Origin of the sequence: Conexibacter sp. SYSU D00693 (assembly GCF_017084525.1) — a bacterium.
In the GTDB taxonomy this organism is placed as follows: Bacteria; Actinomycetota; Thermoleophilia; order Solirubrobacterales; family Solirubrobacteraceae; genus Baekduia.
The window spans coordinates 993,648-1,020,502 of the sequence record NZ_CP070950.1; the positions used below are offsets into that span (position 1 = coordinate 993,648).

Consider the following 26,855-nt stretch of genomic DNA (forward strand, 5'->3'; position numbering starts at 1 on the left):
CCACGCTACTCGACGGACGCGCCGCCGCGCGGGAGGATGCGCGGGCGATGACGCTGCCCAGGAGCGCGCACACGTCGCGGCCGTGGCTGATCCACGAGCTGGCGCCCGACTTCCGCCTGGAGGACGTCTGGGCGCTGCCCGCCCGCGGCGGTCCGGACGACTTCCCCCGCCTGGTCCGGGCGTTCGCGGCACTCGACCCGGCCCGTGGGTCGTCCCGGCTCTCGCGGCTGCTCTTCGCGATCCGCCTGCGGGCCGGCGAGCTCCTGGGCTGGGACGGCGAGGACGGCGGGCTCGGGCAGCGTGTGCCGAGCCTGCGCGACCGCCTGCCCGAGGTCCTGCGCCACGACCCGGCCCACCTCCCCGACGTGTCGCCCTTCTCGCCGGTCTACCTCCTGGACGACGAGCTCGCGGTCGAGCTCGCCAACCGCACGGTCCACGGGGTCCTCCACGTCGGCTGGGTGCCGGACGGCGAGGGCGGCTGGCGCGGGCAGATGGCGGTCCTCGTCAAGCGCAACGGGCTGCTCGGCCACGCCTACATGGCGGCGATCGCGCCGTTCCGCCACCTCGTGGTCTACCCGCCGCTGCTGCGCGACGTGGGGCGGGCGTGGGACGAGGAGGGCGAGGAGCGCCGTCCCGCGGTCGCGTAGGGTCGGCGGCGTGCCGGGGTCACAGGGCGAGTTCACCGTCGAGGCCGACGTGCGGGCGCCGGCGGAGGTCGTCTTCGACACGCTGGTCGACCTGCGCGGCCAGGACGCGTGGCTCGGGCGCTCGAGCGCGTTCCGCGGGACGCGCGACGTCTCCGACCACCCGGTCGTCGTCGGGACGACCTACCGGGAGCCCTCGCCCCTCGGGACGCGCGTCGGCCGGGTGGCCGAGCTCGACCGCCCGCGGCGCGTCGTCTTCGACCAGCCGATGCGGATGCGCTTCGGGCTCGGCACGCTCGGGATCCGCGTCGAGGTCGACCTCGCAGAGCGCGACGGGCAGACCCACGTGACCCGCCACGTCACGCTGAGCTTCCCGCGCGGGCTCGGGTTCACCAAGCCGGCGGCCGTCGGCCTGTCGCGGGCCGAGAGCCGGCGGGCGGTGCGCGCCCTCAAGGCCGCCTGCGACGACGGCGTCGCCCGACGCCGCGCCGCCTAGCGCCAGGCGAAGACCGGCTCCTCGTAGTGGTCGACGCGCTCGCCGGCGTGGCCGAGCAGGCCGACCTGGCGCAGCTGGAGGAGCATGGCGCCCGTCGGCGCGTGGATGAGGTCGTTGCCGACCGGCAGCTGCAGGACGGGCTTGTCGCTCTCGGGGATGTCGATGAGCCGCCGCTCGGCGCCCAGCAGGGCGTGGAGGCCGATCCGGTAGACCGCGAGGACCTCGTCGGGCGCCGGCTTGAGCTCGGGGTCGGCCCCGCCCCAGAGGACGACGGGCGAGATGCGGTAGCCGGAGCGGGTCGCGTAGTCGTCGAGCCACCCGACGACGCTCGGCGGGTCGAGCCGGACGCCGAGCTCCTCGTCGAGCTCGCGCAGCGCCGCGTCGAGCGCGGTCTCCCCCGCGTCGATGCGCCCGCCCGGCAGCGCCCACTGACCGGCGTGGCGGTTGAGCCGGGACGCGCGGCGGCAGAGGAGGAACGCGGCGCCGCCGGCCACGCCGACCATGCGGCCGTCGAGCCGGCGGCCGCGGTGGTCGACGACCGCGCCGGGGACCATCGTCATGTCGATGCGCTCGAGCGGCTCGACGTCGTGGTCCTGCGCGTGGCTGTCGACCAGGACGATCGCGACGGCCGCCGCGCGGCGGTCCTCGAGCGGGAGCTCCACGCGGGGGTGCGCCGCGAGGTTCGTGGCGAGTCGGTCGCGCAGCGCGTCGTCGTAGGGCACGAGGTCGGCGGCCACGTCAGTCCTCCACGTCCTCGTGCGGTGCCGCCGGCTCCAGGTCGATCGACCGCAGCAGGCCCTCGACGCCGCGCTTGAACGTGCGCTTGGCGACGACGGGACCCTCGAGGTAGCCGGCCGTCATCGCGCCGTCGCGGAGCATGAGGAAGTGGCGTGCCGCGTTGCCGGGGAGCGCGTGGCCGGCCTGGGCGAAGCCGCTGCGCACGAGCTCGTAGTACCAGCGCCGGTGCTCGGCGACCACCTGGCGCACCGGGCTGTCGGCGTCCTCGAACTCCGAGGCGGCGTTGATGAAGGCACAGCCGCGGAACCCGGGCCGGGCCAGCTGGGCGGAGACGTCCCGTCCGATCGCCCGGACCAGCTCGGCGCCCGCCAGACCCTCGGTGGAGGCCGTCGCCTGCCCGACGACCGCGTCGTGCACGCCCCGCAGGTACGCGACGACGAGGTCCTGCTTGCTGGGGAAGTGCCGGTAGAAGGTCGCCAGGGTCACCTTGCTCGCGGCCACGATCCGGTCGACGCCGACGCTCGTGATCCCCTCGCCGTAGAAGAGCTCCGACGCGGTGGCGAGCAGCCGCTCGCGGGCCTCGGAGCGCCGCGGGCGGGGCTGAGCGGCGGCAGGCATGGACCAGACTGTAGAGAGAACGATGGTTCTTGACAACGGACCGGGGTGCGTGCTTCTCTCCTGACACCGCAAGAGAGAACCATCGTTCTACCGAGAGAGGAACCATGTCCGCCACCGTCGCTCCCCACCGCCTCGCGGCCGAGGCCCCGTCCGCACGGCGCATCGCCGTCGTCCGCGCCGCCCTGGCCTTCGCCTGGGCCGCCGCGCTCGTCCTCGCCGTCGGCGACGCCGTCCCCACCACCGCCTCCGACCTGCCCACCGCGGCCGCCACGCTCCTCTCGACCTATCCCCTCATCGACGCCGTCGCCTCCGCGCTGAGCCCGGGCCGCGTTGCGCACATCAACGCCGCGGTCAGCCTCGCCGCCGCGGTCGCCGTCGGTCTGGCCGCCTTCGGGTCTGACGCCGGCGCGACGCTCGCCGCCTTCGGCGCCTGGGCCGCCGTCAGCGGCGCCCTCCAGCTCACCGTCGCGCTGCACCGCCGTGCGCGGGGCCGCCAGCTGCCGCTCGTGGTCAGCGGCGCGCTGTCCACCGTCGCCGGCCTGAGCTTCGTGGCCGCCGCAGGGGAGGACGACGCCCACCTCGCCATGCTCGCCGGCTACATGACCTTCGGCGCCGTGCTGTTCCTGGTGTGGGCGGCGCGCGCCCGGACGGCGGGCTAGATGTAGTACATCGCCGCGCCCGCGGCCTGGCGCTCGGCCTCGACGACGTCGGCGATCGTCTTGGACGCCAGGACGTTCGAGGCGGCCTGGGCCGCGTCGGCGAAGACGCCCTCGGCGCCGGTGCCCAGCGGGCCGTCGAGGAGCTCGACGACCTCGAGGACGGTGACCGAGGAGGGCTCGCGGGCGAAGGCGTAGCCGCCCTTGACGCCGCGCTGGGAGCGCAGGATGCCGGCGCGGCGCAGGACCGCGAAGAGGCCCTCGAGGACCTGGACCGGGATGTCGCGGCGCTTGGCGAGCTCGCCGATGGGCACGGGGCCGTCGCCGCCCGTCCGTGCGAGCTCGGCGAGGGCCTTGAGGGCGTAGGGCGACTTGGTCGTGATGGAGAGCACCGCGCGGTCGACTCTACGCGACGGCGCGGCGCGGACTGAGGTGGGACCGCTCAGACATCACCTGGGTGCTCGAACGGTCACACCTCGGCGGCGGCGCGCCCCGGGCGCCCGACCAGGCAGGATGCGCCGCTCGTGGTGGCCCTCGTCTCCCGCTTCGCCCCGCCCCTGGCGCTGATGGGGCTGATCTTCTACCTCAGCGACCAGCCCGACCTCAGCAGCGGGCTGGGCGACTGGGACCTGCTGCTGCGCAAGGGCGCCCACATGACGGAGTACGCGCTGCTATGGCTGCTGTGGCTGCGGGCCCTGGGGTGGCGGGCGCCAGTGGCCGCGGCGGTGGTCGCCATCGCGTACGCGGCGACCGACGAGCTGCACCAGTCGACGGTCGAGGGCCGCCACGGGACGCCGGTCGACGTCCTCATCGACGCGGTCGGTGTGGCGCTCGGGTGGCTGGCGTTCCGCCTCCGGCCGGCCGTCCTGCGGCGCCGGCGACCGCGGTCGACGTCCGCGGCCTAGGCGCCGCGGGCGATCGCGGCGTCCATCGCCGCGAGCGGGGACTCGACGACCTTGCCGTGGCCGGGCGCGAGCCGCGCGGGTTCCAACTCGCGCAGCCGGCGAGCGCTCTCCAGGGCGGTCGGGCGGTGCCAGGAGGCGAGCGCCGGGAGCGGGAAGCGCGGGTTGGCCTTGGCGCTCGTCGCGACACCGCCGAGCGTCGAGAAGGCGTCGCCGCAGTAGAGCGTCCCGTCGCGCGGGTCCAGCAGGGCGATGTGGCCGGGCGTGTGGCCCGGCGACGCGACGACCTGCAGCGAGCCGACCGTGTCACCGTCCTCGACGAGCGTCGTCGGCCGGGTCTTCGTGCCCGGGACGCTGCCGCCGACCTTCGTGCCCGGCTCCCCCGGCTCCAGCGCCTTCGAGCCCTCGAGGAGCTTCGCGTCCCGGCGCGAGACGACCACCTCGACGCCCGGCAGGGCCGCCGCCAGCTCGTCGAGCGCGCCGACGTGGTCGCCGTGGCCGTGGGTCAGGAGGATGCGCGCGACCGGACGGCCGATCTCCTCGACCGCCGCCATGATCCGCCGCCCGGAGCGCGGCAGCATCGTGTCGACGATCGTCAGCCCCTTGGGCTCGTCCACGAAGAAGCAGTTGACGATCCCGAAGCGCGTGACGCGCTCGACGGACGGGGCGGGCGTGGCGCTCATGGCGCCACACCCTCTCACCCCTGCGGCACGAACCGCACCCGCACGTCGCGGAGCTGGCGAGCGAGGACCTTGCCGTTCGCGTCGAGCAGGACGAGGCGGTAGCGGGCGATGGGCACCTCGCCGAGCGACAGCACCTCTGGCGTCGCCTGGCCCCGGCGGACGCGCACGGTGCGACGCAGCAGCTGCTCGCCGCGGTCGGGCCCTTCGCGGGCCAGCAGCGCCACCCGCACACGACCCGTCGAGCACGCCCGCACGACGACGCCGAGGGGGTCGCCGCGGCCCACACGGGTGGGCGACGCGATGCCGGCGCGGCACCGGCCAGCCGGGTTCCTGGCGAGCAGCCGGCCGTCGACCGCCAGGAGGCTGATCGCCACGGCCCTCGTCACGCCGGACCCGTTGGTGAGCGTCAGCGTCCCGCGCAGCTCCAGCCGGCGCAGCGCGCGCAGGCGCGTGCGTCCCGCCGCGGTCAGCGGGACGGTGACGGTCGCGTTGCGCGCGCCGGCGGTCGTGCACGCGTACGCACCGGCGGGCGTGGCGGCCAGCACCGTGCCGTCCTCGCCGGCCAGCCGGAGGACGGCGCCCGCGGTCTGCGTCGCCGTCGCCATCGTGAGCCGGACGCGGCGGCCGTCGACCGCCAGCGCGGGGACCGCGACGGTCGCGAACGGCGCCTCCGCCGCGCGGGTGGGCCCGTCCGGCCCGCAGCCGCTGCCGACGGCCGCCGCCGCGACGGACGGAGCCACCCCGAGCAGGGCGGCCGCGAGGAGGACGCTCAGCGACGCACGCACGCCATGGAGCATGACGGTCCCGCGTGGCGCGCGGGACCGTCTTCGGCCTAGAGCCAGCCGCGCTCGGTGGCGATGAGGACGGCCTGGGCGCGGTCGACCGCGCCGAGCTTGCCGTAGATGTTGTGCAGGTGGGTGCGCACCGTGGAGGTGCTGAGCGACAGCTCGAGCGCGATCTGCTTGTAGACCTTGCCCTCGGCCAGGCGCTTGAGCACCTCGACCTCGCGGCCCGACAGCGGGCACGGGTCGACCTGGCGGGTGCGACCGCCGGTCGGGTACGGCAGGTCGTACATGACCTTGCGCAGCTCGCTCGGCCCGAGGCCGATGACGCGGGCGACCTTCAGCAGCTCGGTCGGCGAGACCTGCTGGCCCTGGGCGTAGTGGGCGAGCATGTCGGCGAGGCGGACGAACGCGGCCTCCTCGGTCGCGTCGTCGGCGTGGTGGCGCTCGATGACCGACGCGACGGCCTTCGGGAGGCCCCAGCGGCGGGCGAGGACGCCGCCGACCAGCGCGTGGTCGACGCCGAGCTCCCGGCGCTCGCGGTGGATGCGCTCCTCGGGCGTGCGGGCGTCGCGGTGGACCTGGGCGGGGTAGCCCGGGTACGCGTGCATCAGCACGAGCTTGCCGATGTCGTGCAGGAGCGCGGTGACCATGAGGCGGTCGCGCTCGCCGTAGTCGACCTCCTGCGCGAGGCGCTCGGCCGCGCGCTGGGTGGCGACGCCGTGGAGGCGGAAGCGCTCGGGCGCGGCGTCCCAGACGGAGGAGCGCTCGAAGAAGTCGAAGGTCTTGGCGCGGGTCGCCAGGGCGCTGACGGCCTCCGGCGAGAGCAGCTCGACGGCCTGGACGACGGACTCGACCTTGCCGCGGGTGCGCCCCTCGACCTGGTTGCCCAGGCGCAGGACGCTGATGACCAGGGCGACGTCGGACTCGACGGCCGCGACCACGTCGCTGGCCGAGATCCGCTCGGCCTGGACGACCTGCAGCAGGCGGTTGCGGGACTCGGCGAGGGCGGGGAACGCCTCGAGCGCCTCGAACGCCGCGGTCAGACGACGGCCGTGGCCCTCGTTGTGACGGCGCTGGGCGTCCTCCTGGGTGGCGTCCGGGACGGCAGGCACGGCGGCAGTGGCGGCGAGAGGAGTCATGGAGGGGGCAGACGTTCCTGTTCGGGTGGGGCGGGACCGGGGTGGTCAGGTCCCCGTCCACCAGGGTGATCGGCAGGAGTGGACGTCTGGTTGAGTGCGCCCCCGAACCACCGTGCTCCGTGTCGCACTTCGGCCCCCCACGGGGCCTCCGTCGGCCCGCGACGCCGGGCTAGCTGAGCGCGGCGTCGATGCGCCGCAGCGTCTCGTCGCGGCCCAGGACGGCCGCCGACTCGAAGATGCCCGGCGAGATCGTCGTCCCTGCCAGCGCCACGCGCACCGGCTGGAAGACGTCCTTGGGCTTGGCGCCGCGCGCCTCGACGACGCCTCGCAGCGCCCGCTCCACGTGCTCGACGTCGAACGGGTCCGCGCCCGACAGCGCCTCGCGGGCCGCTGCCAGCGCCTCCTTGCCCCCGTCGGCCAGCCACTTCTCGCGGGCCTTCGGGTCGTCGGACGGCCCGTCGAACAGGAAGCCGGCCAGCGGCCAGAAGTCCTCGAGCGTCTGGATCTTCTCGGCGGAGATCTCGACCGCGGCGCGCAGGCCGGTGCGCCCGGTGTGGGCCTCGAGGCGCTCCGTGAGCTCGTCGAGCGGCAGCGCGCGCACGTAGCGCCCGTTCATCCAGCGCAGCTTCTGCTCGTCGAAGCGCGCCGGGTTCTTCTGCACGCGCGTGATGTCGAAGCGCTCGACGAGCTCGTCGGTGCTGATGAGCGTCTCGTCGTCCGGGTCGCCCCAGCCGAGCAGCGCGAGGTAGTTGCGCACCGCCTCGGGCAGGAAGCCGGCGTCGCGCAGCTCCTGGACCGACGCGGCGCCGTGGCGCTTGGAGAGCTTCTTGCCGTCGGGGCCGTGGAGCAGCGGCAGGTGCGCGAAGACCGGCGGCTCGGCGCCCATCGCCTGGTAGACGACGAGTTGCTTGGGCGTGTTGGAGAGGTGGTCCTCCCCGCGCACGACGTGGGTGATCTGCGCGTCGTGGTCGTCGACGGCGACCGCGAAGTTGTAGAGCGCGGTGTCGTCGGCGCGGGCGATCACCGGGTCGTCGAGGTGGCGGCTGTGGAAGGTGGTGTCGCCGCGGATGACGTCGTGCACGACGAGCTCGGCGTCGTCGGGGACGCGCAGGCGCACGGCACCCTCGGCCTCCGCCTCCCCACGGAAGCCGCGGTCGGCTCCATGCTCGGCCTTGAACGCCTTGACGTCGGCGGCGGTCGCGCTCGAGCGGTAGGCCAGGCCCCGGTCGAGGAGGTCCTGCAGGACCTCCTGGTGGCGTGGCGCGCGCTCGACCTGCGAGATCGGGCCCTCGTCGAAGTCGAGCTCGAGCCAGCGCAGGGCGTCGAGGATCTGCTCGACGTTCGCGGGCGTGGAGCGCTCGCGGTCGGTGTCCTCGATGCGCAGCACGAACGTCCCGCCCTGGCCGCGGGCCATCAGCCAGTTGTAGAGGGCGGTGCGAGCGCCCCCGATGTGCAGGGCGCCGGTGGGCGACGGGGCGAAGCGGACGCGCATCGGCTAGGACTCTAGGCACATGCTCATCGGCGCCCACGTCTCCCCTGCCGGCGGTCCCGCGAAGGCCGTCGAGCGCGGCGCCGAGCGCGGCGCGCAGGCCATCCAGATCTTCAACCAGAACCCGCGGGCATGGAAGCCGACGGTCTACGACGACGCCAAGCTCGAGGCCTACCACCGGGCGATGGAGGACTCGCCGGTCAAGGCGCTGGTCATCCACGCGGTCTACCTCCTCAACGCCGCCTCCGAGGACGAGGAGATCCGCGCGAAGACCCTCACCTCGCTCATCGCCTCGCTCGAGGCCGGACAGGCGCTGGGCGCCCGCGGCGTCGTCCTGCACCCGGGCAGCGCACTCGGCGGCGAGGTCGGCCCGGCCATCGAGCGGGCGGGGAAGACCATCGAGGAGGCCCTCGACGCGACGGAGGGCTGCAAGCTCCTGCTCGAGGACACCGCCGGGGCCGGCGGCACGCTGGGTCGCTCGTTCGAGGAGCTGGCGGCGCTGCTCGAGGCGTCAGGCGGTGGCGAGCGCCTCGGCGTCTGCCTGGACTCCTGCCACCTGCTGGCCTCGGGCTACGACGTCCGCGACGACGAGCGCCTCACGGCGGTCCTCGACGACTTCGACCGCATCATCGGCATGGACCGCCTGGGCTGCCTGCACCTCAACGACTCGCAGACCCCGCTGGGCTCCAACCGCGACCGCCACGCCAACGTCGGCGAGGGCGAGCTCGGCGAGCTGGGCTGCAGCGCCTTCCTGAGCGAGCCGCGCTTCCAGGACCTCCCCGTGCTGCTCGAGACGCAGGGGCCGGACAAGCAAGGCCCGAGCCCCGAGGAGCTGCAGCTCTGCCACCGCCTGCGCGAGGAGGGCATCAGGCGCCGCGGAGGGTGAAAGGTGCCAGGCACCTTTCAGACGTGGAAGGTGCCTGGCACCTTTCAGACGTCGCGGACCCAGCGCCCGATGTCGTCGTCCAGGCGGTAGCCGGCGGCGGTCCAGAGGGCGGCGGCCTGGGGGTCGTCACGGCCGACCAGCGCCGAGACGTGCGGGGTGCCGAGCTGGCGCAGGCGCTCCTCGCCGGCACGGACGAGGGCGCTGCCCACGCCGGGGCGCCGGTGGGCGCCGACCACGGCGAGGCGGTGCAGCTGGCCGCGCCAGCCGTCCCAGCCGGCGATGACCACGCCGACGACGTCGCCGGCGTCCTCGGCCACGATGAGCGCGCCGGGCGCGTCGCGCAGCAGGCGCACGACGACCTCCTCGGTGTCGGCCGTGCGCGCGTGCGGGCTGCGGCCCTCGCGCCACACGGCCAGGACGGCGTCGACGTCGTCCGGCTCGGCCGGGCGGACGGTCAGCTCGGCGACCGCCACGGCTAGGCGGCCGGCACCGCCGGCGGGGCGGCCAGCGCCGCCGGCCCGAGGATCCGCTGCAGCTCGGCGCGCAGCGACATCGTCGGCGCGACCCGGTACTCCGGGCCGAAGCGCAGCACGCGCGGCCCCGCGGACGTCGCGACGAGCAGCTCGACCTGCGCCTCGCCGGGGAAGTTGCCCAGGACGTGCTTGAGGTCGTCGATGATCGACGCCGGCAGCGCGGTCGCGTCGAGCGCCAGGCGCAGCGGCTCGGGCCCGAGCGCGGCCTTGGCCGCCTTCTCGCGGGCCTGCTCCACGTCCTCCACCGACGGCTCGAACCGCTCGACCGTCTTGACCTTCACGCAGGTCCCGCGGTCGCCGTGGTCGAGCTGCCCGCGCACGAGGACGATCGAGTCGACCGCGAGCTCGCGCTCGTACTCGAGGATCTGGTCCTCGAAGACCAGCAGGTCGACCTCCGCCTCGAGGTCGCCGAGCGTCGCGAACATCATGGTCTTGCCCGCGCGCGTCTTGAGCTTGCGCGCGGAGGTGATGATCCCGCCGACGGTGAGCCAGTCGCCGTCCTTGACCGACGACAGCTCCGAGAGCTTGCTGTCGACCGTCTCGAACAGCGCCTCGCGCACCTCCTTGAGCGGGTGCGTGGAGAGGAAGAGGCCGATCGCCTCCTTCTCGTTGGCCAGCAGCTCGTGCTGCTCGAACTCCTCCTCGGGGATCGGCGGGTGCGTCGGGCCGCCGAACGGGCTGGCGGTGCCAGCGCCTCCCGAGCCGGCGTCGTCGCCGCCGAAGAGGTCGAAGATCGAGCCCTGGCCGAGCTCCTTGTCCTGCTGGGCCTTCTGGCCCGCGGACTGGGCCTGCTCGAGCACCTGGAGCATGCCCTTGCGCGACGCGCCGGTGGAGCCGAAGGCCCCGCACTTGATGAGCGCCTCGATCGACTTGCGGTTGACCGCGCGGGGGTCGACGCGCTCGCAGAAGTCCCACAGCGAGGTGAAGGGGCCGCCCTCCTCGCGGGCGGCCTTGATCGCCTCGACCGCCGCGTAGCCCACGCCCTTGACCGCGTCGAGCCCGAAGCGGATGTTGCCGTCGACGACGACGAACTCGTGGTCGGAGAGGTTGACGTCCGGGGGCAGGATCTCGATGCCCATGTCCTCGCAGCGCGCGACGAAGAACGGCACCTTGTCCTTCGTCGACATCACCGACGAGATGAGCGCCGCCATGTACTCGGCGCAGTAGTTCGCCTTCAACCAGGCCGTGCGGTACGAGATCAGCGCGTAGCACGCGGCGTGGGACTTGTTGAACGAGTAGTCCGCGGACTTCTCGTTGGTCTCCCAGAGCCAGTCGATCACCGACGACGCCACGCCGTTGGCCGCGCAGCCCTTGCGGAACTCAGGCTCGAGCTTGGCCATCTGGTCGCGCTTCTTCTTGCCGATGGCCTTGCGCAGGTCGTCGGCCTGCGCGCCGGAGAACCCGGCGAGGGCCTTCGAGATCTGCATGGCCTGCTCCTGGTACAGGATGACCCCGTACGTCGGTCCGATGATCGGCTCGAGGCGGTCGTCCGGGATGGAGACCGCGTCGGGGTTGCGCTTGCCCCGGGCGTACGTCGGGATCTGGTCCATGGCGCCCGGCCGGTAGAGCGCGACGAGCGCGACGAGGTCGTCGAACTCCGTCGGCTTGACCTTGCGCAGGGCCTCCTGCATGCCCTCGGACTCGAACTGGAACACGCCGACCGAGTCGCCCTCGGCCAGCATCGCGTAGGTGCGCTCGTCGTCGAGCGGCAGGCGCGCCATGTCGGGGCGCTCGCCCGTCGAGCGCTCGATGATGTCCAGCGCGTCCTCGATGACGTCGAGGTTGCGCAGGCCGAGGAAGTCCATCTTCAGCAGGCCGAGGTCCTCGACGGGCTTCATCGAGAACTGCGTGACCTGCTTGAAGATCGGGTTGCCGCTCTCGTCGACCTCGTTGGCCTTCGCGAGCTGCAGCGGCACGACGTCGGTGAGCGGCATGCCCGCGATGACGACCGCCGCCGCGTGGATCGAGTTGTTGCGGACGATGCCCTCGAGGCCCTTGGCGACGTCGATGATCTGCTTGGCGACCGGGTCCTCGTCGTACTCCTTGCGCAGCGGCTCGCCCGGCTGCAGGCAGTCGTCGAAGCTCGGCGACCGACCCATGATCGGGTCCGGGATGAGCTTCGAGAGGCGGTCGCCGATGGCGTGCGGGTGGTCGAGCACGCGCGCCGCGTCCTTCGTCGCCGCGCGCGGGAACGCGCGGCCGAAGGTGATGATCTGCGCGACCGACTCGCGGCCGTACTTCTCGACGACGTACTTCATGACGCGCTCGCGGCCGCGGACCGAGAAGTCGATGTCGATGTCCGGCATGGACACGCGCTCGGGGTTGAGGAAGCGCTCGAAGAGCAGGTCGTAGCGCAGCGGGTCGACGTCCGTGATCCGCAGGCAGTAGGCGACGAGCGAGCCGGCCGCCGAGCCACGGCCCGGGCCCACGGCCACGCCGTTGTCCTTGGCCCACTTCACGAAGTCCCAGACGATGAGGAAGTAGGCGTTGAAGCCCATGCGGTCGATGACGCCGAGCTCGTACTCCATGCGCTCGATCGCCTCGGCCGGCGGCGGGTCGCCGTAGCGGTCGCGCAGGCCCTGCTCCACGCGCGCGCGCAGGTACGCGCGCTCGTCCTCGCCGTCGGGCAGGAAGCGCGGGATCAGCTGCTTGCCCAGCTCGATCTCGACGTCGCAGCGCTCGGCGATCTCCAGCGTCGAGGCCAGCGCCTCGGGCCACTGCGCGAACGCCTGGGCCATCTCCTCGTTCGAGCGCAGGAAGAACTCGTTGGTCTCGAACGTCATCTTCGGCGCCTGCAGCGTGCTCTTGGTCTGCACGCACAGCAGCGCCGTGTGGTGGTGGTAGTCCTCCTTGCGGAGGTAGTGCACGTCCCCCGTGCCCACGAGCGGCCGGCCCAGCTCACGGGCGATCCGGACGATCCCCTCGTTGGCCTTCTCCTGGTCGGCGAGGCCGTTCTTCTGGACCTCGAAGTAGACGTCGTCGGCGCCGAAGACCTGCAGCAGGTCGTCGGCGTGGGCGCGCGCCTCGTCGGGGCGGTCGTCGATGAGCCGCTGGCAGAACCGCGAGGCCAGGCAGCCCGTCAGGGCGATGATCCCCGACGAGTGGGCCGCCAGCTGGCCCATGTCGAGGCCCGGCTTGCCGCGGTGGTAGCCCTCGAGGTAGCCGGACGAGGACAGCTTGACCAGGTTGCGGTAGCCCTCGTCGGTGGCCGCCAGCAGCGTGAGGTGGTTGCGCTCCTGCTTGCCCTCGCGGACCGTGTGGTCGTCGACGAGGTAGACCTCGCAGCCCAGCAGCGGCTTGATGCCCTGGTCCTTGCAGGCGCTGTAGAGCTCGACCGCGCCGTTCATCACGCCGTGGTCGGTGAGGCCCAGCGCGGGCTGGCCGAACTCGGCGGCCCGCTTGGCCAGCGCCTTGATGTTGCACGCGCCGTCCAGCAGCGAGTACTCGGAGTGGACGTGCAGGTGGGCGCAGGGAGAGGCGGTCACGGCTCTGGGCGAGGATAGGCGGCGCACCGGACGGCGCAGGCCGCCCGCGCGGTCCGTCCCCGCACCTTGCGGGAACGGCGCCCGGCCAGGCTAGAGCTGCGTGCGGTCGACGAGCTCGAGCAGCGCCGTGACGGCGTCGGCGGAGCCCGACAGCGCCGCGTCGACGGCCCCCGCGAGCACCGACGGCAGGTCGCTGCGCGAGACGAGCAGGACCGCGTCGGCGGGCGTGCCGTCGTCCGGCCCGACCGCCACGGGCCGACCCGGGACGAGGTCGACGCGCCACAGCTCGTCGTCGGCGTCGACGACGACCGACGCGGCGGTGGTGACGGCGCTCGGCGGCGTCGCGTGCGCCAGCGCGCGCAGGAGCGCGCCGGGCTCGGGCGTGGCGCGGGCGGCCGCGAGCTCCGCGAGGCCGACGGGCCGGCGCAGGCCCTTGAGCAGCCGGCCGCGCAGGCGGCGCTTGCGGCCCGAGACCTCCGCCGTGCCCGGGAGGCTGCGCCGCCCGGCCATGCCGGCGACGAGCGCCACGAGGTCGTCGGCGCTGCCGGCGACGGCGACCTCCGCGACCCCGTCGGCCCCGTCGGGCCGGCGGACCCGCACGGCGCCCGGCTCGGCCGTCACGCGGACGGGCTGGGCCCCGGTGACGGCGAGGTCGTAGACGAGCGTGCCCCGGGCGCGCAGCGCCTGGACGGGCAGGAGGTCGACGAGCAGGCGCCCGGCCGCGTCGGGGTCCTCCTCGGCGAGGCCGGCCAGGCCCTCGGCCAGCCAGGCCCGGCCGGCCTGGACGTCGGCGCCCCGGGCGGGCAGGACGACGAGCTCCAGCTCCGGCGCCCCGTCAAGCGGCCCCTCGGCCGGCTCCGCGGCCGGCTCCTCCACCGCGGCGACGGGCTCCTCCACCACGGCGACGGGCTCCTCCACCTCGGCGGCGGGGTCCTCCTCGACGGCGCCCGCGCGCGCCCGCAGCCGCTCAGCCGCGGCCGCCAGGTCCTGGCTGATCGCCGGCGCCGGCGGCGACGCCGGCTCCGGGGCGCGGCTGAGGCCCTCCAGACGCTCGCGCAGCGCGGCCACCTTGTCGGGGTCCGCCCCGCTGAGCGCCGGCGCCGCCTCACCGGTGCGGCGGGCGAGGTCGGCGACCGCCTCCTCCGCGGCGCGCCGCGCCTCGCGCTCCTGCTCGAGCTGGGCGGCGAGGCCCGTCCGCAGCTCCGCCATCCGCCGCTCCGCCGCCTCGAGCTGCGCCGCGAGGCCCTCGCGACCGCGGCGCACCTCCCCGAGCAGCTCGTGCTCGACGGTCTTCAGGTCGCCCTCGAGGCCCTCGCGCAGCTCGCGCGCCATCGCCCCGATCTCGCGGACCAGCCGCGCGGCCGCCGGGTCGGGCCCGGCCGCCACGGCGTGTCCCTCGACGTCGGCCTCGGGCGTCGCCGCGATCTCGCGCAGCGCGTCGAGCTGCGCGCGCAGGTCGCCCAGGGCGCTGCCGACGGCCACCTGGGACCCCGTCCGCTGCGCGAGCTGCGCCGCGAGCCGGTCGCGCTCGGCGAGCACCTCGGCCAGCGCCGCCTCCGCCCGCGCACGCGCCGCGCGCTCGGTGCGCAGCCGCTCGAGCAGCCCGTCGGCCGCGGCGCGCAGCCGCTCGCGCAGGTCGTCGACCGCCTGGGACAGCGCACCGGCGCGCGCCAGCCCGTCGCCCGCCGCGTCGAGCTGGGCCTGCAGCGCGTCGCGCTCGGTCGCGAGCTCCTCGACCCGGGCGGCCACCAGGTCGCGCTCGGCCGCCACGGCCGCCAGCGCGTCGTCGTGGGCCGCCTGCTCGGCCACGAGGCCGTCACGCTCCGTGGCGAGGGCGTCGCGCTCGGCCGCCAGCGCGGCGAGCCCGGCCCGGGCGCCGTCGCGGTCGGCCAGCGCCTCGGCCAGGCGCCGGTCGGCCGCCGCGCGCCCCTGCTCGGCCACCCGCGCCGCATCGGCGAGGCGCTCGCGCTCCTGCGCCGCCGCCCGCAGTCCCTCGCGGACGCCCTCGAGCTCGGCGAGCACGAGCGCGCGCTCGGCCCGCGCCGCGCCGTCGCGCCCGGTGACCTCGTCGCCCAGCCGCCGCCGCTCCGCCTCCAGGACCTCCGCCAGCCGGGTGCGCTCGAGCTCGGCCGCTGTCGCGAGCCGTTGGACCTCGTCGCGCAGGCGCTCGCGCTCTGCGGCGACCGCCGCGCTGCGCGCCACCGCCGCCGCGACCGCCCGCTCGCGCTCGCCCAGCTGCTCGCGCAGGCGCGTCGCCTCCGCCCGGGCGCCGTCGCGCTCGGCCTCCACCGCGCGCACCTGCACCCGCACGCCGCGCAGCACCGCCTCGACGTCGGCGAGCACCGCCGCGCGGCGCGCCGGGTCGCCGCCCGTGGCGCCGCGCAGGCGCTCGAGCTCGGCGCGGACCTCGACGACCTCCGCCTCGGCCGCACGCACCCGCGCTGCCGCCTCGGCCTCCGCCGAGCCGGGTCCCACGCCTTCACGCGCGCCCGCGCGCGCGACCGCCCGCCCCTCCCGCTCGTCGCCGCTGCGGGCGCGCGCGGCGATCACCAGCGCCTCGGCCTCCGCCACCGCCCGCTGTGAGCGGTCCAGCTCGATCTCGAGGTCGGCGACACGCTGCTGGGCGTCGGCCAGCGCGAGGCGCAGCCCGGCCGCCTCGCCCTCGGCGGCGCGCCGTGCCGCCGCGGCCTCGTCCTGCAGCTCGACCCGGACGCGCCGCTCGGACTCCTCGCGCTGGCGCACCTCGCGCAGCTCGCGCTCGGCCCGGCGCAGTCCCTGCTCGAGCACGTCGCGCTCGCGCGCCACCTGGTCGAGCTCGGCCTCGACCTCGCCGAGGCGCGTCTCGAGCGCCTGCGTCGCGCGCTCGGCGGCCTGCACCCGGCGCGTCAGGGACGCCTCGTGCAACTCGGCCCGGCGGGCCCGGCGCTCGGCCATGACCTCGGGGTCGACCACGGTGCCGTGGGGGTCGTCGTCGGGCTCGACGTCGTCGCGCGGAGGAAGCGGGACCATGGTCAGCCCGGGAATCTACGGCCCCGAACGACCCGTGTTGCACGTCGAGGGCCGAGCTCCTGCCGCTGCAACGGAACCTGCAGCGGCAGGACGACGTCTGGATCAGCTGCTGCGGCGCGCGCCCTCGACGGCGAGCGCCGTCACGAGCGCGGCACCCGCCAGGCCCAGCGCGACGCCACGCCGGCCGCCCACCGCGGAGCGGACCCGGCGGCGCGCGTACCACTTGGCGCCGTGCCAGACGGCGAAGCCCAGGATCTCGTAGCCCGTGCGCGTCATGGCGCTCGGGCTACCCCTGCTCGGGGACCGCTACTCGGCGCCGGGACCCGGCGCGTTGTGCAGCCGCCAGGCCAGGCGCGACTGCAGCGTCCACAGCTCGATGAAGCCCGGCGAGGCCTGCTGCGAGAACAGGCCGCCCGACTCGGAGAACGTGGCGAGCTGCGCGTCGTAGACCGCATGGGGCGACTCGCGCGTGACGACGCGCGCGGAGCCCTTGAAGAGCTTGACGCCGATCGTGCCCGTGACCCGGCGGTTGACGGACTCCATGAACGCGTCGAGGTCCTCGCGCAGCGGCTCCCACCACAGGCCGGCGTAGACCAGGTACGCCCACTGCTCCTCGAGCGAGCGCTTGAAGCGGTTCTGGTGGATCGTGCCGACCAGGCGCTCGAGCTCGGCGTGCGCGGTGAGCAGGATCGACGCGGCCGGGACCTCGTAGATGTCGCGGACCTTGAGGCCGACGATCCGGTCCTCGATGTGGTCGACGATCCCGACGCCGTGGCGGATGCCCGCCTCGGCGGCACGCTCGAGCAGCTCGACGATGCCCAGCCGCTCGCCGTTGAACGCGACCGGGACGCCCTCCTCGAAGCCGATCGTCACGACCTCGGCCTCGTCGGGCGCCTCCTCCGGGCGCGTCACGAGCTGGAAGACGTCGTCCTCCGGCGCGTGGCCGAGCTCCTCGATCCACTTGCCCTCGCTCGAGCGGCCCCAGAGGTTGTCGTCGATGGAGTAGGGCGCCGCCTCCGTGCCGCCCTTGACCGGGATGCCGTGCTCGCGCGCGTAGGCGATCTCCTCGTCGCGACCCATCTTCCAGTCGCGCACCGGGGCGATGACCTTGAGCTCCGGCGCGAGCGTCGCGACGGTGCCGTCGATGCGGACCTGGTCGTTGCCCTTGCCGGTGCAGCCGTGGGCGATCGTGTCGCACCCGGTCTCGCGCGCGACGTCCACCGCGATCTTCGCGATGAGGGGCCGGCCGAGGGCCGTGAAGAGCGGGTAGCCCAGGCCGTACACCGCGTTGGCCTTGATCGCCGGGACGACGAAGTCGCGGCAGAACTCCTCGCGCGCGTCGACCACCCGCGCGTCGACCGCGCCGAGCTGCAGCGCCTTGCCGCGGACGACGTCGTAGTCCTCGCCCGGCTGGCCCAGGTCGATCGTCAGCGCGACGACCTCGGCGTCGTACTGGTCCTGGATCCACTTGAGCATGACGCTGGTGTCCAGGCCGCCCGAGTACAGCAGGCAGACCCGGCGAACCTCGTCGGGCCGTGCCAGGTACGAGGCGGCGGGCTCATGCGGCTGGAGCATCTCGGTCATCTCGCGGCGGGAGACTACGTGCGCGAGGCCCCTTCCAGCTTTGCGGCGCCTGCCCGGATCGGTAGGCTCTCCTCCACGAACCGGTCCGTCACAGGACCGCAGGGGCTACATCTTCGAGAGGCAGGGACGGACCTGATGAGGACCAGGCTTGGTCGCACCGCGCGGATCGCCGGTGCCGTGGCGCTGCTGTGCGGGGTGCTCGCCGCGCCGGCGAGCGCCGACACCACGTACCCGAACGGCGGCGCGAACTTCACCAACGGCGCCGAGGGCTGGATCGACCAGGGCGGCTCGTGCACCCTGCTCGGGCTCCTGCCGATCCCCGTCCCGCTCGTCTGCGCGGCGACGAACGCCCACGCCGCCGGCGAGGGCAACACCCCCGGCTCGATCTCCTCGAGCTACCAGGCGCTGGCCAACGCGCTCGGCGTCCTGTCGGGCAAGTCGCAGTGGCGCTCGCCGAGCTTCGTCGTCGACAAGAACCCGACGGGCGGCTTCTTCACCGTCGACCGCCGCGCCGCCATCCAGGCGCTGCTCCAGGTCGGCGGCCAGGCCAAGTCGACCGTCACGCTCGTCGACGAGACCGCGCCGGCGCGCTCGCGGGTGCTGCTCAGCGAGACGCTGACCCGCGACACGCCCTTCGGCCAGCCCCGCGTCGTGGAGGTCCCCGAGGGCGGCACGAACGGCCTGCGCAACGGCGACAAGTACCACATCCAGATCGTCACGGAGTTCACCTCCACGGGCATCCAGGCCGCCCAGGGCACGATCACCGTCTTCTACGACAACATCGGCCTCCGGGTCTTCGACGACACCGACACCGGTGACGTCCCGCCGGTCGTCGCCACGCTCATCGCGACCGACGTCGCCGGCGAGACCGCGACGCTCAACGCGTCGGTGAACCCGAAGGGCCTGCAGACCTCCACGTCGTTCGACGTGCGCGAGGAGGGCTCCCAGTCCGCGACGAACTACCCCGCGGCGGACGCCGGCTCGGGGACGGTCGCCACGCGGGTCAGCCTCCCGGTCACCGGCCTGAAGAAGTGCACGACCTACGTGTACGCCGCGATCGGCACGAACGCGAAGGGCACGACGCGCGGCAACGACTCGGCGTTCACCACGGAGTGCGCTCCGGGGGCGACGACCCTGCCGGCCGCGCCCGTCTCGGCCAACGCCGCCGGCCTGAACGCGTCGGTCGCCCCCAACGGGCCGGAGACGACGTTCCAGTACGAGATCTCGACGAACCCGGACCTCGCGGGCGCGAACTTCACGGACGTCCGCGTGGCGGGCTCGGGCCGTGACGTCAAGCAGCCGCTCACCGAGTCGCTGACGCTGCCGTCGAACACGACGTTCTACTACCGCGTGATCGCCCGCAACGCCAACGGCGAGACGAAGGGCAACATCGTGTCCTTCAAGACCGGCGTGCCGAGCGGCCCCGGTGCCCCGGGTGCCCCCGGCGCTCGCGGCCCGCAGGGCAACAGCGGCGTCGGCAGCTCCGGCGACCTGACGCTGCGCAACGGCGACACCCGGGCGCTGCTGCAGATCCGCAACTCCCTGGTCCAGGTGGGCCTCAAGGGCAAGCGCGCGGGCCAGCTGCGGTTCAAGATCTTCTGCCGCAAGCAGACCGGCCGCACCTGCGCCGGCACGGTCAAGATCCGCACGATCGGCAAGATCAACCCGTCGATCCGCGGCAAGAAGAAGGCCCGCCGCGTCACGTTCTCGACGTTCGAGTACCAGCTCGCCCAGGGCAAGTCCGGCGTGGCCATCACCACGCTCCAGCCGGAGAAGGTCGAGCTGCTGCGCAAGCGCCGCGGCATCGGCAAGTCCATCGGCGTGACGATCTCGGTCCAGGTGACCGACTCCGGCGGCAACCGCCAGACGATCGTCCGCGAGGGCAAGCTCCGGCTCGTCAACTCGCCCAGGTAGTCCTGGCAGGCCGGCCGCGGGCGCCCTCGGGCGCCCGCGGCCGCCGCTGCCCGCCCCGGGTACCGTCGGCTCCATGGAGCTGACCGTCCTGCGCGGCGACATCACCACCGACGACGCGGCCGACGCGATCGTCAACGCGGCCAACTCGAGCCTCCTCGGCGGGGGCGGCGTGGACGGCGCGATCCACCGCGCCGCGGGACCCCAGCTGCTCGAGGAGTGCCGGACGCTGGGCGGCTGTCCCACCGGCGACGCGAAGGTCACGCGCGGCTACCGGCTGCCGGCCGCCTGGGTGATCCACACCGTCGGCCCCGTGTGGCACGGCGGCGCCGACGGCGAGGACGAGGCGCTCGCGTCGTGCTACCGGCGCTGCATCGAGCTCGCGGCCGAGCACGGCTGCCGGACTGTCGCCTTCCCGGCGATCTCGACCGGCGTGTACGGCTTCCCCGCCGACCGGGCCGCGGCCATCGCGGTGCGCACGCTGCGCGAGGCGGCCGCCGAGCACGGCGTCGTCGAGGCCGTGCACCTCTGGGCCTTCGACGCGCGCGCCGAGGGCGTGCTACGCGACGCGCTCGCGGCGGCCGGCTAGGCCAGCAGCGCGCGCAGGCGCCCGACCGCGTCGTCGACCTGCTCCTCGCTCACCACGAGCGGCGGCAGCAGGCGGACGGTGTCGGGACCCGTCGCGTTGAGCAGCAGGCGCTGCTCGACCACGGCGCGCCGCACGAGCTCCGGGGCGCCCCCGGCCTCGAGGTCGAACGCGTTCATGAGGCCCAGGCCGCGGACGTCCTTGGCGCCGGGCAGCTCGCGCAGCGCAGCGCGCAGCCGCTCGCCCAGGGCACGGACGCGGGCGTGCAGCGCCTCGTCCTCCAGGACGTCGAGCGCGGCGTGGGCCGCGGCGCAGACCAGCGGGCCGCCGGCGAAGGTCGAGCCGTGGTCGCCCGGCTCGAAGACGTCGGCGAGACCGGGACCGGTGATGAGCGCCCCGATCGGCAGGCCGCCGGCCAGCGCCTTGGCGGTCAGCAGGAGGTCGGGCTCGACGCCCACCTGCTGCCAGCACCACAGCGAGCCGCAGCGCCCGAGCCCGGCCTGGATCTCGTCGAAGACGAGCGCGGCGCCGGTGACGTCGCAGGCCTCGCGCGCCGCGCGCAGGACCTCGACGGGGATCGGGCGCACGCCCGTCTCCCCCTGCACCGGCTCGATGACCACCGCCGCCGTGTCGTCGGTCACCGCGTGGCGGATGGCCTCGACGGTCGGCGGGATCGCGCGGAAGCCCGGGACCAGCGGCGCGAACGGCGCCTGCTTGCTCTCCTGCGGGGTCGCGCTCAGCGCGCCGTAGGTGCGCCCGTGGAAGGCGCCGTGGAACGAGATGACCTCGCCCCCGCGCCGGTTCTTGCGCGCGAGCTTCAGCGCCGCCTCGACCGCCTCCGCGCCCGAGTTGGTGAAGAAGACCTTGCCGCCCAGCGAGCCCTTGGCCAGCCGCTCGGCCAGCCGGACCATCGGGTCGGTGTAGAAGAGGTTGCCGACGTGCAGCAGCCGCTGGGACTGCTCTTGGATCGCGGCGACGACCTGCGGGTGGCAGTGGCCGACGTTGGAGACCGAGATGCCGCTGAGGAAGTCGAGGTACTCCGCGTCGGCGGCGTCCCACAGCCGCGCGCCCTCGCCACGGACGAGCTCGACCGGGTGGCGCGCGTAGTTGGCGGTGAGGAAGTCGTCGTTGATGGCCATCGCTACGACGCGGCCCGGATCTTCGTGCCGATGCCGGCGTCGGTGAACAGCTCGAGCAGCAGGGAGTGCTCGACGCGGCCGTCGACGATGTGCGCGTAGGTCACGCCGCCGTGGATGGCGTCGACGCAGGCCTGGAGCTTGGGGCGCATGCCGCCGGAGATCGACGGCAGCGCGTCCTCGACCTCGTCGGCGCGCGCCTCGCTCACGACGCTCTCGAGGTCCGACGGGTCGCGCAGCCAGCCCGCGACGTCGGTGAGGAAGACCACCTTGTAGGCGCGCAGCGCGCGGGCGACGGCGCCCGCCGCCTCGTCGGCGTTGACGTTGTGCGAGCGCCCCTCCCGGTCGGCGCCGACCGACGCGATGACCGGGATGTAGTCCTGGGAGATGTGGTGCAGGAGCTTGACGTCGACGCGGGTGATGCGCCCGACGAGGCCGACGTCCTGCCCGCCCGGCGCCGTCGTCGTCTCGACCTGGAAGAGCCGGCCGTCGTCGCCGCAGATCCCGACGGCCGCCTGGCCGTGGCGGTTGATGCGCAGGACGATGTCCTTGTTGACCTTGCCGACGAGGACCATCTTGGCGACCTCGACCGTCGGCTCGTCGCTGACCCGCAGGCCACCGACGAACTGCACCGGCATGTCGAGGCGCTCCATGTACTGCGTGATGTCGGGCCCGCCGCCGTGGACGACGACCGGGTTGAGCCCGACGTACTTCAGGAGCACGACGTCGCGGGCGAACTCCTCGCGCAGGCGCGGGTCGTCCATCGCCGCGCCGCCGTACTTGATGACGACGGTGCGGCCGTGGAACTCCCGGATGTAGGGCAGGGCCTCGAGGAGCGTTCCGACGTCGCGCATTGGCAGTGGTGGTCCTAGGTCGTGTAGTCGGCGTTGATCGTCACGTACTCGTGCCCGAGGTCGCTGAAGATGACCTCGGCCTCGAAGCCGTCACCCGGCAGGCCGATGACGTACTCGACCTCGTCGCGGGCCACGGCCTCCGCCAGCCCCGCTTCGTCGTGGCCGACCGCGTTCCCTGCAACGCACACCTGCACGCCCTCGATCGTGACGTCGACCGGCAGCGGCGCGGTGTCGGTCAGCGCCATGCCGACGGCCTGCACGATGCGCCCCCAGTTCGGGTCGCCGCCGTGCAGCGCGGTCTTGACCAGCGGTGAGTTGCCCACCGCGCGGGCGGTGCGCTCGACGTGGGCGTCGTGGCCGCCGCGCACGACGACGCGGCCGATGCGCTTGGAGCCCTCGCCGTCGCGGACGAGGTCGACCGCCAGCTGGCGCAGCAGGGCGTCCAGCGCCTGGCCGAAGCGCACCTCGTCCTCGCTCTCGCGCTCGACGGCGACACCGCCGGCGCCCGACGCGATGAGCAGCGTCGTGTCGTTCGTCGAGAGCTGGCCGTCCACCGTGATGCGGTCGAAGGAGCGCCCGACGCAGACGCCGAGCAGCAGGTCGGCGGTCTCGGCGTGCAGCTGGGCGTCGGTCTCGACGAAGCACAGCATGGTGGCGTGCGAGGGCTGGAGCATCCCGGCGCCCTTGGCCTGGGCGGCGAGCCGGACCGTCCCGCCCGACAGGTCGACCTCGAGCGTGGCGCGCTTCTCGAACGCGTCGGTGGTCATGATCGCCCGGGCGAAGGCGCCGTCGCCGTCGGGCGCCAGCGCGCGCGAGCAGTCCAGCAGCCCCCTGAGCACCGCCTGCGACGGCAGCGGCACGCCGATGACGCCGGTCGAGCAGACCGCGACCTGGTCCTCCTTGACGCCCGCGACCATGGCGCCGGCGCCCTGCATCCGCGCGGCGTCGTCCAGGCCGCGCCCGCCGGTCGCGGCGTTCGCGTTGCCGGAGTTCACGGCGACGGCCCGCAGCGCGTCGAGCCGCGCGCGCTCCTTCGTGACCAGCACGGGCGGCGCGGCGGTGCCGCTGCGGGTGAAGCGCGCGGCGCTCGTCGCCGCGGGCGCGTCGCAGACCAGCAGGCCGACATCCGGGTCGCCGCTGGCCTTGATGCCTGCGGCCACGCCGGCGGCGCGGAAGCCCTGGGGCAGGCCGCCGCCCTCGACGACGCGCACGCCCTCGGGCACCTCGACCCAGCGCGAGCGGAAGAAGCTCATCCGAGCAGCCCCTCGTCCTCGGGCCGGCCGAACATGAGGTTCAGGCACTGCAGCGCCTGCGACGCCGTGCCCTTCCAGAGGTTGTCGATGGCCGCGAAGACCATCGCCTTGCCGGTGCGCGGGTCGGCGTGGACCTGGATCGCGCAGAAGTTCGTCTCGCGGACCTGGCGCACCCCGGGTGGACGGTCGACGAGCTCGACGAAGCGCTCGCCGCCGTAGCGGGCCTCGTACAGCCCGCGCAGCTCGTCCTGGGACAGCGCCTCGTCGGTGATCGCGTAGCAGGAGACCAGCTCGCCCTGGTCCAGCGGGACGAGGTGCGGCGTGAAGGTCACCGGCCGCTGCGCGTCGACCTCCTGGTCGATCTCCGGCATGTGGCGGTGGTGGCCGACGCCGTAGGGCGTGACGTTCTCGTCGACGCTCACGAAGTGCGTGCGCGCCGTGGCGGCGCGGCCGGCGCCGCTGATGCCCGTCTTCGCGTCGATGACCACGTCCTCGATGCGTCCGCTGAGCGGCGCGAGGGCGAGGATCGCGGCGGTCGGGAAGCAGCCGGGGCAGGCGACGAGCGACGCGCCCCGCAGCTCCTCGCGATGCAGCTCGGGCAGGCCGTAGACCGCCTCGGGCAGCAGCTCGGGCGCGGGGTGCTCGACGTACCACTGCTCGTAGACCGCCTGGTCCTTGAGGCGGAAGTCGGCGCTCAGGTCGACGACCTTCACGCCGCGCTCGCGCAGCTCGCGGACCACGGGCGCGGAGGCGCCGTGCGGGTAGGCGACGATCGCCGCGCCGACGTCCGCGGCGTGGCGGTCGAGGTCGAGCTCCTCGAGCTCGCGGGTCACGCGGTGATGCGGGTACAGGGCGTCCAGGCGCGTGCCGACGTCGCTGCGCGACGTCACGGGCCCGAGGGCGAACCACGGGTGGCGGTCGACGAGCCGTGCGGCGAGCGCGCCGGCGAAGCCCGAGGCGCCGGCGACGAGGACCTTCGGGCCGTCAGCCACCCCGCAGCTCCCCACCCAGGTCGGCGGCGACCGCGGCGACGATGCGCTCGCGCACCGGCGCGACGTCGTCGTCGGTGAGGGTGCGGTCCCGCGCGCGGAAGGCGAGCGCCAGCGTCAGGGAGCGCTTGCCCTCCGGGATGCCCTGGCCGGCGTACCAGTCGTAGACGTCGGCGCCGGCCAGCAGGTCGCCGCCGGCGCGGCGCACCGCCCGCTCGACCTCGCGCGCCGGGGTGTCGGCGTCCAGGAGGAACGACAGGTCCTGACGGACCTCCGGGAACGTCGTGAGGTCGGCGAACTGCGGCGCCGCGGCGGCGTGGGCGAGCACCGCGTCGAGGTCGACCTCGAAGGCGCCGACCTGCGCGAGGTCCCACCGCGCGGCCACGGTCGGGTGGACCTCGCCCAGCCACCCGACGGGCGTCAGGAGGGTCTCGGCGTCGGGGCCCTCGCGCAACGGACCGGCCAGCACGCGCGCGGCGCGGCCGGGATGGAGGAACGGCTCGTCGGAGGACTGCTCGACCTCGATGCGCACGCGCACCGCACGCCCGACGGCCTCGAGCAGCGCCTTGGCGGCGAAGACGTCGCCCTGGACGAGCGCGCCGAGCGCGTGGACCTCGAAGACGGGGCCGGCCCCTCCGCCCTCGGTGAGACCAGGGGTTTCGTCCTCCGGCCCTCCCACGTTCGGGCCTCCGGCCGACGTCTCGCGCGGGAAGTACACCGCGCCCTCTTCGAACAGCGCCCGCGGGGAGAGCCCGCGCGCGCCGTTGTGCTGGGCGACGTCGAGCAGCGAGCCCAGGAGCGTCGTGCGCAGGACGGCCTGCTCCTCGCTCATCGGGTTCTCGAGGCGCACCACGGACCGGCGGTGGTCGTGCTCGGGCAGCCCGAGGCGGTCGCCCACGTCGGGCGAGGTGAACGACCACCCGACCACCTCGTGCGCGCCGCGGCCGACGAGCGCGTCGGCGGCCCGGCGGCGCAGGCGCTGGGCGTGCGTGAGCGTGGCGGCCAGGCCGGTGCGGTTGGCCGGCAACGTGGCCGGCAGGTCCTCCAGCGCCGCCAGGCGCCCGACCTCCTCGACCAGGTCGGCCTCGCGCGTGACGTCGTTGCGCCGGTGGGGCGGGATCGTGACGTCGAGGCCGTCGTCGGCCTGCGCGACGCCGAAGCCGAGCGTCTCGAGCACCGCGGTCGCCCGCTCGCGCGGGACCGCGACGCCGAGCAGCGACGTCGTGCGCGCGTCGCGCAGCCGCAGGACCGGCGCCTCGGGCAGCGCGCCGGGGGCCTGGACGTCGATGGTGCCCCCGACCACGCGGGCGCCGCAGAGCTCGACCAGCAGCGTCGTCGCCACCGCCTGGGCCCACATCGTCGCCTCGGTGGGCAGCGACTTCTCGAAGCGCGCACCCGCCTCGGAGCGCAGCTGCAGCCGGGCCATCGTGCGGTTGATCGCCGGGCCGTCCCAGGCGGCGACCTCGAGCAGGACGCGCGTGGTGTCGTCCTGCACCTCGGAGCGCTGGCCGCCCATGATCCCGGCGATGGAGGTGGGCCCGTCGCCGTCGGCGATGAGCGTCATGTCGCTGTCCAGCGTGCGCTGCACGTCGTCGAGCGTCGTCATCGCCTCGCCGTCGCCGGCGCGGCGCACGACGAGCACGCCGCCGGCGATGCGGTCGGCGTCGAAGGCGTGCAGCGGCTGGCCCGTCAGCAGCATCACGTAGTTCGTGATGTCGACGACGTCGTTGATCGGCCGCATGCCCGCCGCCGACAGCCGCGCCTTGAGCCACGCGGGCGACTCGCCGACCGTCACGTCCTCGAAGAGCCGCGCGGTGAAGCGCGGGCAGCGCTCGGGCACCTCGACGCGGACCTCGAAGCCCTCGATCTCGCCCGGGGGCGGGCCGTGCGGGTCCTCGAGCCAGGGCTCGGGTCCGAGGGGGGCGTCGCTGACCGCCGCCACCTCGCGGGCGATGCCGTAGACGGCCAGGCAGTCGGGCCGGTTGGGCGTGATCTCGAACTCGAGGACGTCGGTCGAGATCGGCAGGACGTCGGCCAGCGGCGTGCCGGCCGCGAGCGCGTCGTCGAGGACCATGATCCCCTGGTGCGAGGAGCCGATCGCGAGCTCGTCCTCGGAGCAGATCATCCCGTTGGACTCGACGCCGCGGAGCTTGGCGACCCCGAGCTGCATGCCGTTGGGCATGACCGCGCCGGGCCGCGCCACGGGGACGGTCTGGCCCGCGGCGACGTTCGGGGCGCCGCAGACGATGGTCTGCGGCTCGGCCTCGCCGACGTCGACCTGGCAGACGCGCAGGCGGTCGGCGTCCGGGTGCTGCTCGGCGCTGAGCACCTTGCCGACCACGAAGTGCTCCTCGGCGCGCACGCCGTGGTGCTCGATCGCGTCGACGGCGGTGCCCGTGAGGTCGAGGCGGCGGACCAGCTCGCGCAGCTCGAGCTGCGGGTCGACGTGGTCGCGGAGCCACTGCATCGGGACCTTCAT

24 protein-coding genes are annotated in these 26,855 nt (G+C 74.5%); 7 read left to right on the forward strand and 17 right to left on the reverse strand.

Annotation, left to right across the window (positions count from 1 at the left end; all coding sequences use genetic code 11):
• Nucleotides 1–47: 47 nt before the first annotated feature.
• Together JUB12_RS05025 and JUB12_RS05030 are read left to right on the forward strand one after the other, a co-directional pair.
• Nucleotides 48–647 (forward strand): DUF2867 domain-containing protein, encoded by a 600-nt coding sequence (locus JUB12_RS05025; protein WP_205698532.1) that lies wholly within the window; start codon nt 48–50, stop codon nt 645–647.
• A gap of 10 nt (nt 648–657) precedes the next feature.
• On the forward strand, nt 658–1,140 hold the full coding sequence (locus JUB12_RS05030) for an SRPBCC domain-containing protein (RefSeq protein WP_205698533.1): 483 nt from the start codon (nt 658–660) through the stop codon (nt 1,138–1,140).
• Here JUB12_RS05030 and JUB12_RS05035 read toward each other — a convergent pair.
• Together JUB12_RS05035 and JUB12_RS05040 are read right to left on the reverse strand one after the other, a co-directional pair.
• Nucleotides 1,137–1,877: a CoA pyrophosphatase gene (locus JUB12_RS05035; protein ID WP_241004420.1), complete on the reverse strand. Its 741-nt coding sequence runs from the start codon at nt 1,875–1,877 to the stop codon at nt 1,137–1,139. The two genes, JUB12_RS05030 and JUB12_RS05035, sit on opposite strands and share 4 nt — an antisense overlap.
• Nucleotide 1,878: 1 nt before the next feature.
• Complete coding sequence (locus JUB12_RS05040) at nt 1,879–2,496, reverse strand: TetR/AcrR family transcriptional regulator (RefSeq protein ID WP_205698534.1); 618 nt, start codon at nt 2,494–2,496, stop codon at nt 1,879–1,881.
• Between the two features lie 104 nt (nt 2,497–2,600).
• Here JUB12_RS05040 and JUB12_RS05045 point away from each other — a divergent pair, with 104 nt between their 5' ends.
• Nucleotides 2,601–3,155 carry a hypothetical protein gene (locus JUB12_RS05045; protein WP_205698535.1) on the forward strand — a complete coding sequence of 185 codons (555 nt, stop codon included), beginning with the start codon at nt 2,601–2,603 and terminating at the stop codon, nt 3,153–3,155.
• Here the strand turns inward: JUB12_RS05045 and JUB12_RS05050 are convergent.
• The gene (locus JUB12_RS05050; protein ID WP_205698536.1) at nt 3,152–3,544 is read right to left on the reverse strand and encodes an Rrf2 family transcriptional regulator; all 393 of its coding nucleotides are present in this window, start codon (nt 3,542–3,544) and stop codon (nt 3,152–3,154) included. The genes JUB12_RS05045 and JUB12_RS05050 overlap by 4 nt on opposite strands.
• Nucleotides 3,545–3,679: 135 nt before the next feature.
• Here JUB12_RS05050 and JUB12_RS05055 point away from each other — a divergent pair, with 135 nt between their 5' ends.
• On the forward strand, nt 3,680–4,057 hold the full coding sequence (locus tag JUB12_RS05055) for a VanZ family protein (protein ID WP_205698537.1): 378 nt from the start codon (nt 3,680–3,682) through the stop codon (nt 4,055–4,057).
• Here JUB12_RS05055 and JUB12_RS05060 read toward each other — a convergent pair.
• The 4 genes from JUB12_RS05060 to gltX form a co-directional block, all read right to left on the reverse strand.
• Nucleotides 4,054–4,737: an MBL fold metallo-hydrolase gene (locus JUB12_RS05060; RefSeq protein ID WP_205698538.1), complete on the reverse strand. Its 684-nt coding sequence runs from the start codon at nt 4,735–4,737 to the stop codon at nt 4,054–4,056. The genes JUB12_RS05055 and JUB12_RS05060 overlap by 4 nt on opposite strands.
• Before the next feature lie 14 nt (nt 4,738–4,751).
• Complete coding sequence (locus JUB12_RS05065; protein WP_205698539.1) at nt 4,752–5,522, reverse strand: hypothetical protein; 771 nt, start codon at nt 5,520–5,522, stop codon at nt 4,752–4,754.
• A gap of 47 nt (nt 5,523–5,569) precedes the next feature.
• Nucleotides 5,570–6,634, reverse strand: coding sequence for an HDOD domain-containing protein (locus JUB12_RS05070; RefSeq protein ID WP_241004421.1), 1,065 nt, complete (start codon nt 6,632–6,634; stop codon nt 5,570–5,572).
• Between the two features lie 196 nt (nt 6,635–6,830).
• A complete protein-coding gene (gene gltX / locus JUB12_RS05075) occupies nt 6,831–8,153 on the reverse strand; it encodes a glutamate--tRNA ligase (protein ID WP_205698541.1) in 1,323 nt (440 codons plus the stop codon).
• A gap of 19 nt (nt 8,154–8,172) precedes the next feature.
• Between gltX and JUB12_RS05080 the strand changes: the two genes are divergently transcribed.
• Entirely contained in the window at nt 8,173–9,036 is an 864-nt protein-coding gene (locus tag JUB12_RS05080) for a deoxyribonuclease IV (RefSeq protein WP_205698542.1), read from the forward strand.
• A gap of 44 nt (nt 9,037–9,080) precedes the next feature.
• Here JUB12_RS05080 and JUB12_RS05085 read toward each other — a convergent pair whose 3' ends face one another.
• From JUB12_RS05085 to JUB12_RS05105, 5 genes are all read right to left on the reverse strand, one after another.
• On the reverse strand, nt 9,081–9,509 hold the full coding sequence (locus tag JUB12_RS05085) for a GNAT family N-acetyltransferase (RefSeq protein ID WP_205698543.1): 429 nt from the start codon (nt 9,507–9,509) through the stop codon (nt 9,081–9,083).
• Nucleotides 9,510–9,511: 2 nt separating this feature from the next.
• The gene (gene dnaE, locus JUB12_RS05090; protein WP_205698544.1) at nt 9,512–13,054 is read right to left on the reverse strand and encodes a DNA polymerase III subunit alpha; all 3,543 of its coding nucleotides are present in this window, start codon (nt 13,052–13,054) and stop codon (nt 9,512–9,514) included.
• 90 nt (nt 13,055–13,144) lie between these two features.
• Nucleotides 13,145–16,063, reverse strand: a complete 2,919-nt coding sequence (locus tag JUB12_RS05095; protein WP_205698545.1) for a hypothetical protein — start codon at nt 16,061–16,063, stop codon at nt 13,145–13,147.
• A 102-nt stretch (nt 16,064–16,165) separates the two neighbouring features.
• Entirely contained in the window at nt 16,166–16,339 is a 174-nt protein-coding gene (locus tag JUB12_RS05100; protein ID WP_205698546.1) for a hypothetical protein, read from the reverse strand.
• A gap of 30 nt (nt 16,340–16,369) precedes the next feature.
• Nucleotides 16,370–17,647, reverse strand: a complete 1,278-nt coding sequence (locus JUB12_RS05105) for an argininosuccinate synthase (RefSeq protein ID WP_205698547.1) — start codon at nt 17,645–17,647, stop codon at nt 16,370–16,372.
• Nucleotides 17,648–17,782: 135 nt separating this feature from the next.
• Here JUB12_RS05105 and JUB12_RS05110 point away from each other — a divergent pair, with 135 nt between their 5' ends.
• Nucleotides 17,783–19,561, forward strand: coding sequence for a hypothetical protein (locus JUB12_RS05110; RefSeq protein WP_205698548.1), 1,779 nt, complete (start codon nt 17,783–17,785; stop codon nt 19,559–19,561).
• A 73-nt stretch (nt 19,562–19,634) separates the two neighbouring features.
• Complete coding sequence (locus JUB12_RS05115) at nt 19,635–20,147, forward strand: O-acetyl-ADP-ribose deacetylase (protein WP_205698549.1); 513 nt, start codon at nt 19,635–19,637, stop codon at nt 20,145–20,147.
• Here JUB12_RS05115 and JUB12_RS05120 read toward each other — a convergent pair.
• Genes JUB12_RS05120 through pheT form a run of 5 tightly spaced genes read right to left on the reverse strand, consistent with a single transcriptional unit; the run spans nt 20,144 to nt 26,855 of the window.
• Nucleotides 20,144–21,283 carry an aspartate aminotransferase family protein gene (locus JUB12_RS05120; protein WP_205698550.1) on the reverse strand — a complete coding sequence of 380 codons (1,140 nt, stop codon included), beginning with the start codon at nt 21,281–21,283 and terminating at the stop codon, nt 20,144–20,146. The two genes, JUB12_RS05115 and JUB12_RS05120, sit on opposite strands and share 4 nt — an antisense overlap.
• A gap of 2 nt (nt 21,284–21,285) precedes the next feature.
• Complete coding sequence (gene argB / locus JUB12_RS05125; protein WP_205698551.1) at nt 21,286–22,134, reverse strand: acetylglutamate kinase; 849 nt, start codon at nt 22,132–22,134, stop codon at nt 21,286–21,288.
• Between the two features lie 14 nt (nt 22,135–22,148).
• A complete protein-coding gene (gene argJ, locus JUB12_RS05130; RefSeq protein ID WP_205698552.1) occupies nt 22,149–23,387 on the reverse strand; it encodes a bifunctional glutamate N-acetyltransferase/amino-acid acetyltransferase ArgJ in 1,239 nt (412 codons plus the stop codon).
• Nucleotides 23,384–24,379 (reverse strand): N-acetyl-gamma-glutamyl-phosphate reductase, encoded by a 996-nt coding sequence (gene argC / locus JUB12_RS05135; protein WP_205698553.1) that lies wholly within the window; start codon nt 24,377–24,379, stop codon nt 23,384–23,386. The genes argJ and argC overlap by 4 nt, the downstream gene beginning before the upstream one ends.
• The gene (gene pheT / locus JUB12_RS05140; RefSeq protein WP_205698554.1) at nt 24,372–26,855 is read right to left on the reverse strand and encodes a phenylalanine--tRNA ligase subunit beta; all 2,484 of its coding nucleotides are present in this window, start codon (nt 26,853–26,855) and stop codon (nt 24,372–24,374) included. Before pheT ends, argC begins: the two co-directional genes overlap by 8 nt.

Coding starts and splice junctions, on each gene's coding strand:
- JUB12_RS05025 (WP_205698532.1), top strand. CDS start 48: ATGACGCTGCCCAGGAGCGCGCACACGTCGCGGCCGTGGCTGATCCAC.
- JUB12_RS05040 (WP_205698534.1), bottom strand. CDS start 2,496: ATGCCTGCCGCCGCTCAGCCCCGCCCGCGGCGCTCCGAGGCCCGCGAG.
- JUB12_RS05045 (WP_205698535.1), top strand. CDS start 2,601: ATGTCCGCCACCGTCGCTCCCCACCGCCTCGCGGCCGAGGCCCCGTCC.
- JUB12_RS05060 (WP_205698538.1), bottom strand. CDS start 4,737: ATGAGCGCCACGCCCGCCCCGTCCGTCGAGCGCGTCACGCGCTTCGGG.
- gltX (WP_205698541.1), bottom strand. CDS start 8,153: ATGCGCGTCCGCTTCGCCCCGTCGCCCACCGGCGCCCTGCACATCGGG.
- JUB12_RS05080 (WP_205698542.1), top strand. CDS start 8,173: ATGCTCATCGGCGCCCACGTCTCCCCTGCCGGCGGTCCCGCGAAGGCC.
- JUB12_RS05095 (WP_205698545.1), bottom strand. CDS start 16,063: ATGGTCCCGCTTCCTCCGCGCGACGACGTCGAGCCCGACGACGACCCC.
- JUB12_RS05100 (WP_205698546.1), bottom strand. CDS start 16,339: ATGACGCGCACGGGCTACGAGATCCTGGGCTTCGCCGTCTGGCACGGC.
- JUB12_RS05105 (WP_205698547.1), bottom strand. CDS start 17,647: ATGACCGAGATGCTCCAGCCGCATGAGCCCGCCGCCTCGTACCTGGCA.
- JUB12_RS05110 (WP_205698548.1), top strand. CDS start 17,783: ATGAGGACCAGGCTTGGTCGCACCGCGCGGATCGCCGGTGCCGTGGCG.
- JUB12_RS05115 (WP_205698549.1), top strand. CDS start 19,635: ATGGAGCTGACCGTCCTGCGCGGCGACATCACCACCGACGACGCGGCC.
- JUB12_RS05120 (WP_205698550.1), bottom strand. CDS start 21,283: ATGGCCATCAACGACGACTTCCTCACCGCCAACTACGCGCGCCACCCG.
- argB (WP_205698551.1), bottom strand. CDS start 22,134: ATGCGCGACGTCGGAACGCTCCTCGAGGCCCTGCCCTACATCCGGGAG.
- argJ (WP_205698552.1), bottom strand. CDS start 23,387: ATGAGCTTCTTCCGCTCGCGCTGGGTCGAGGTGCCCGAGGGCGTGCGC.
- pheT (WP_205698554.1), bottom strand. CDS start 26,855: ATGAAGGTCCCGATGCAGTGGCTCCGCGACCACGTCGACCCGCAGCTC.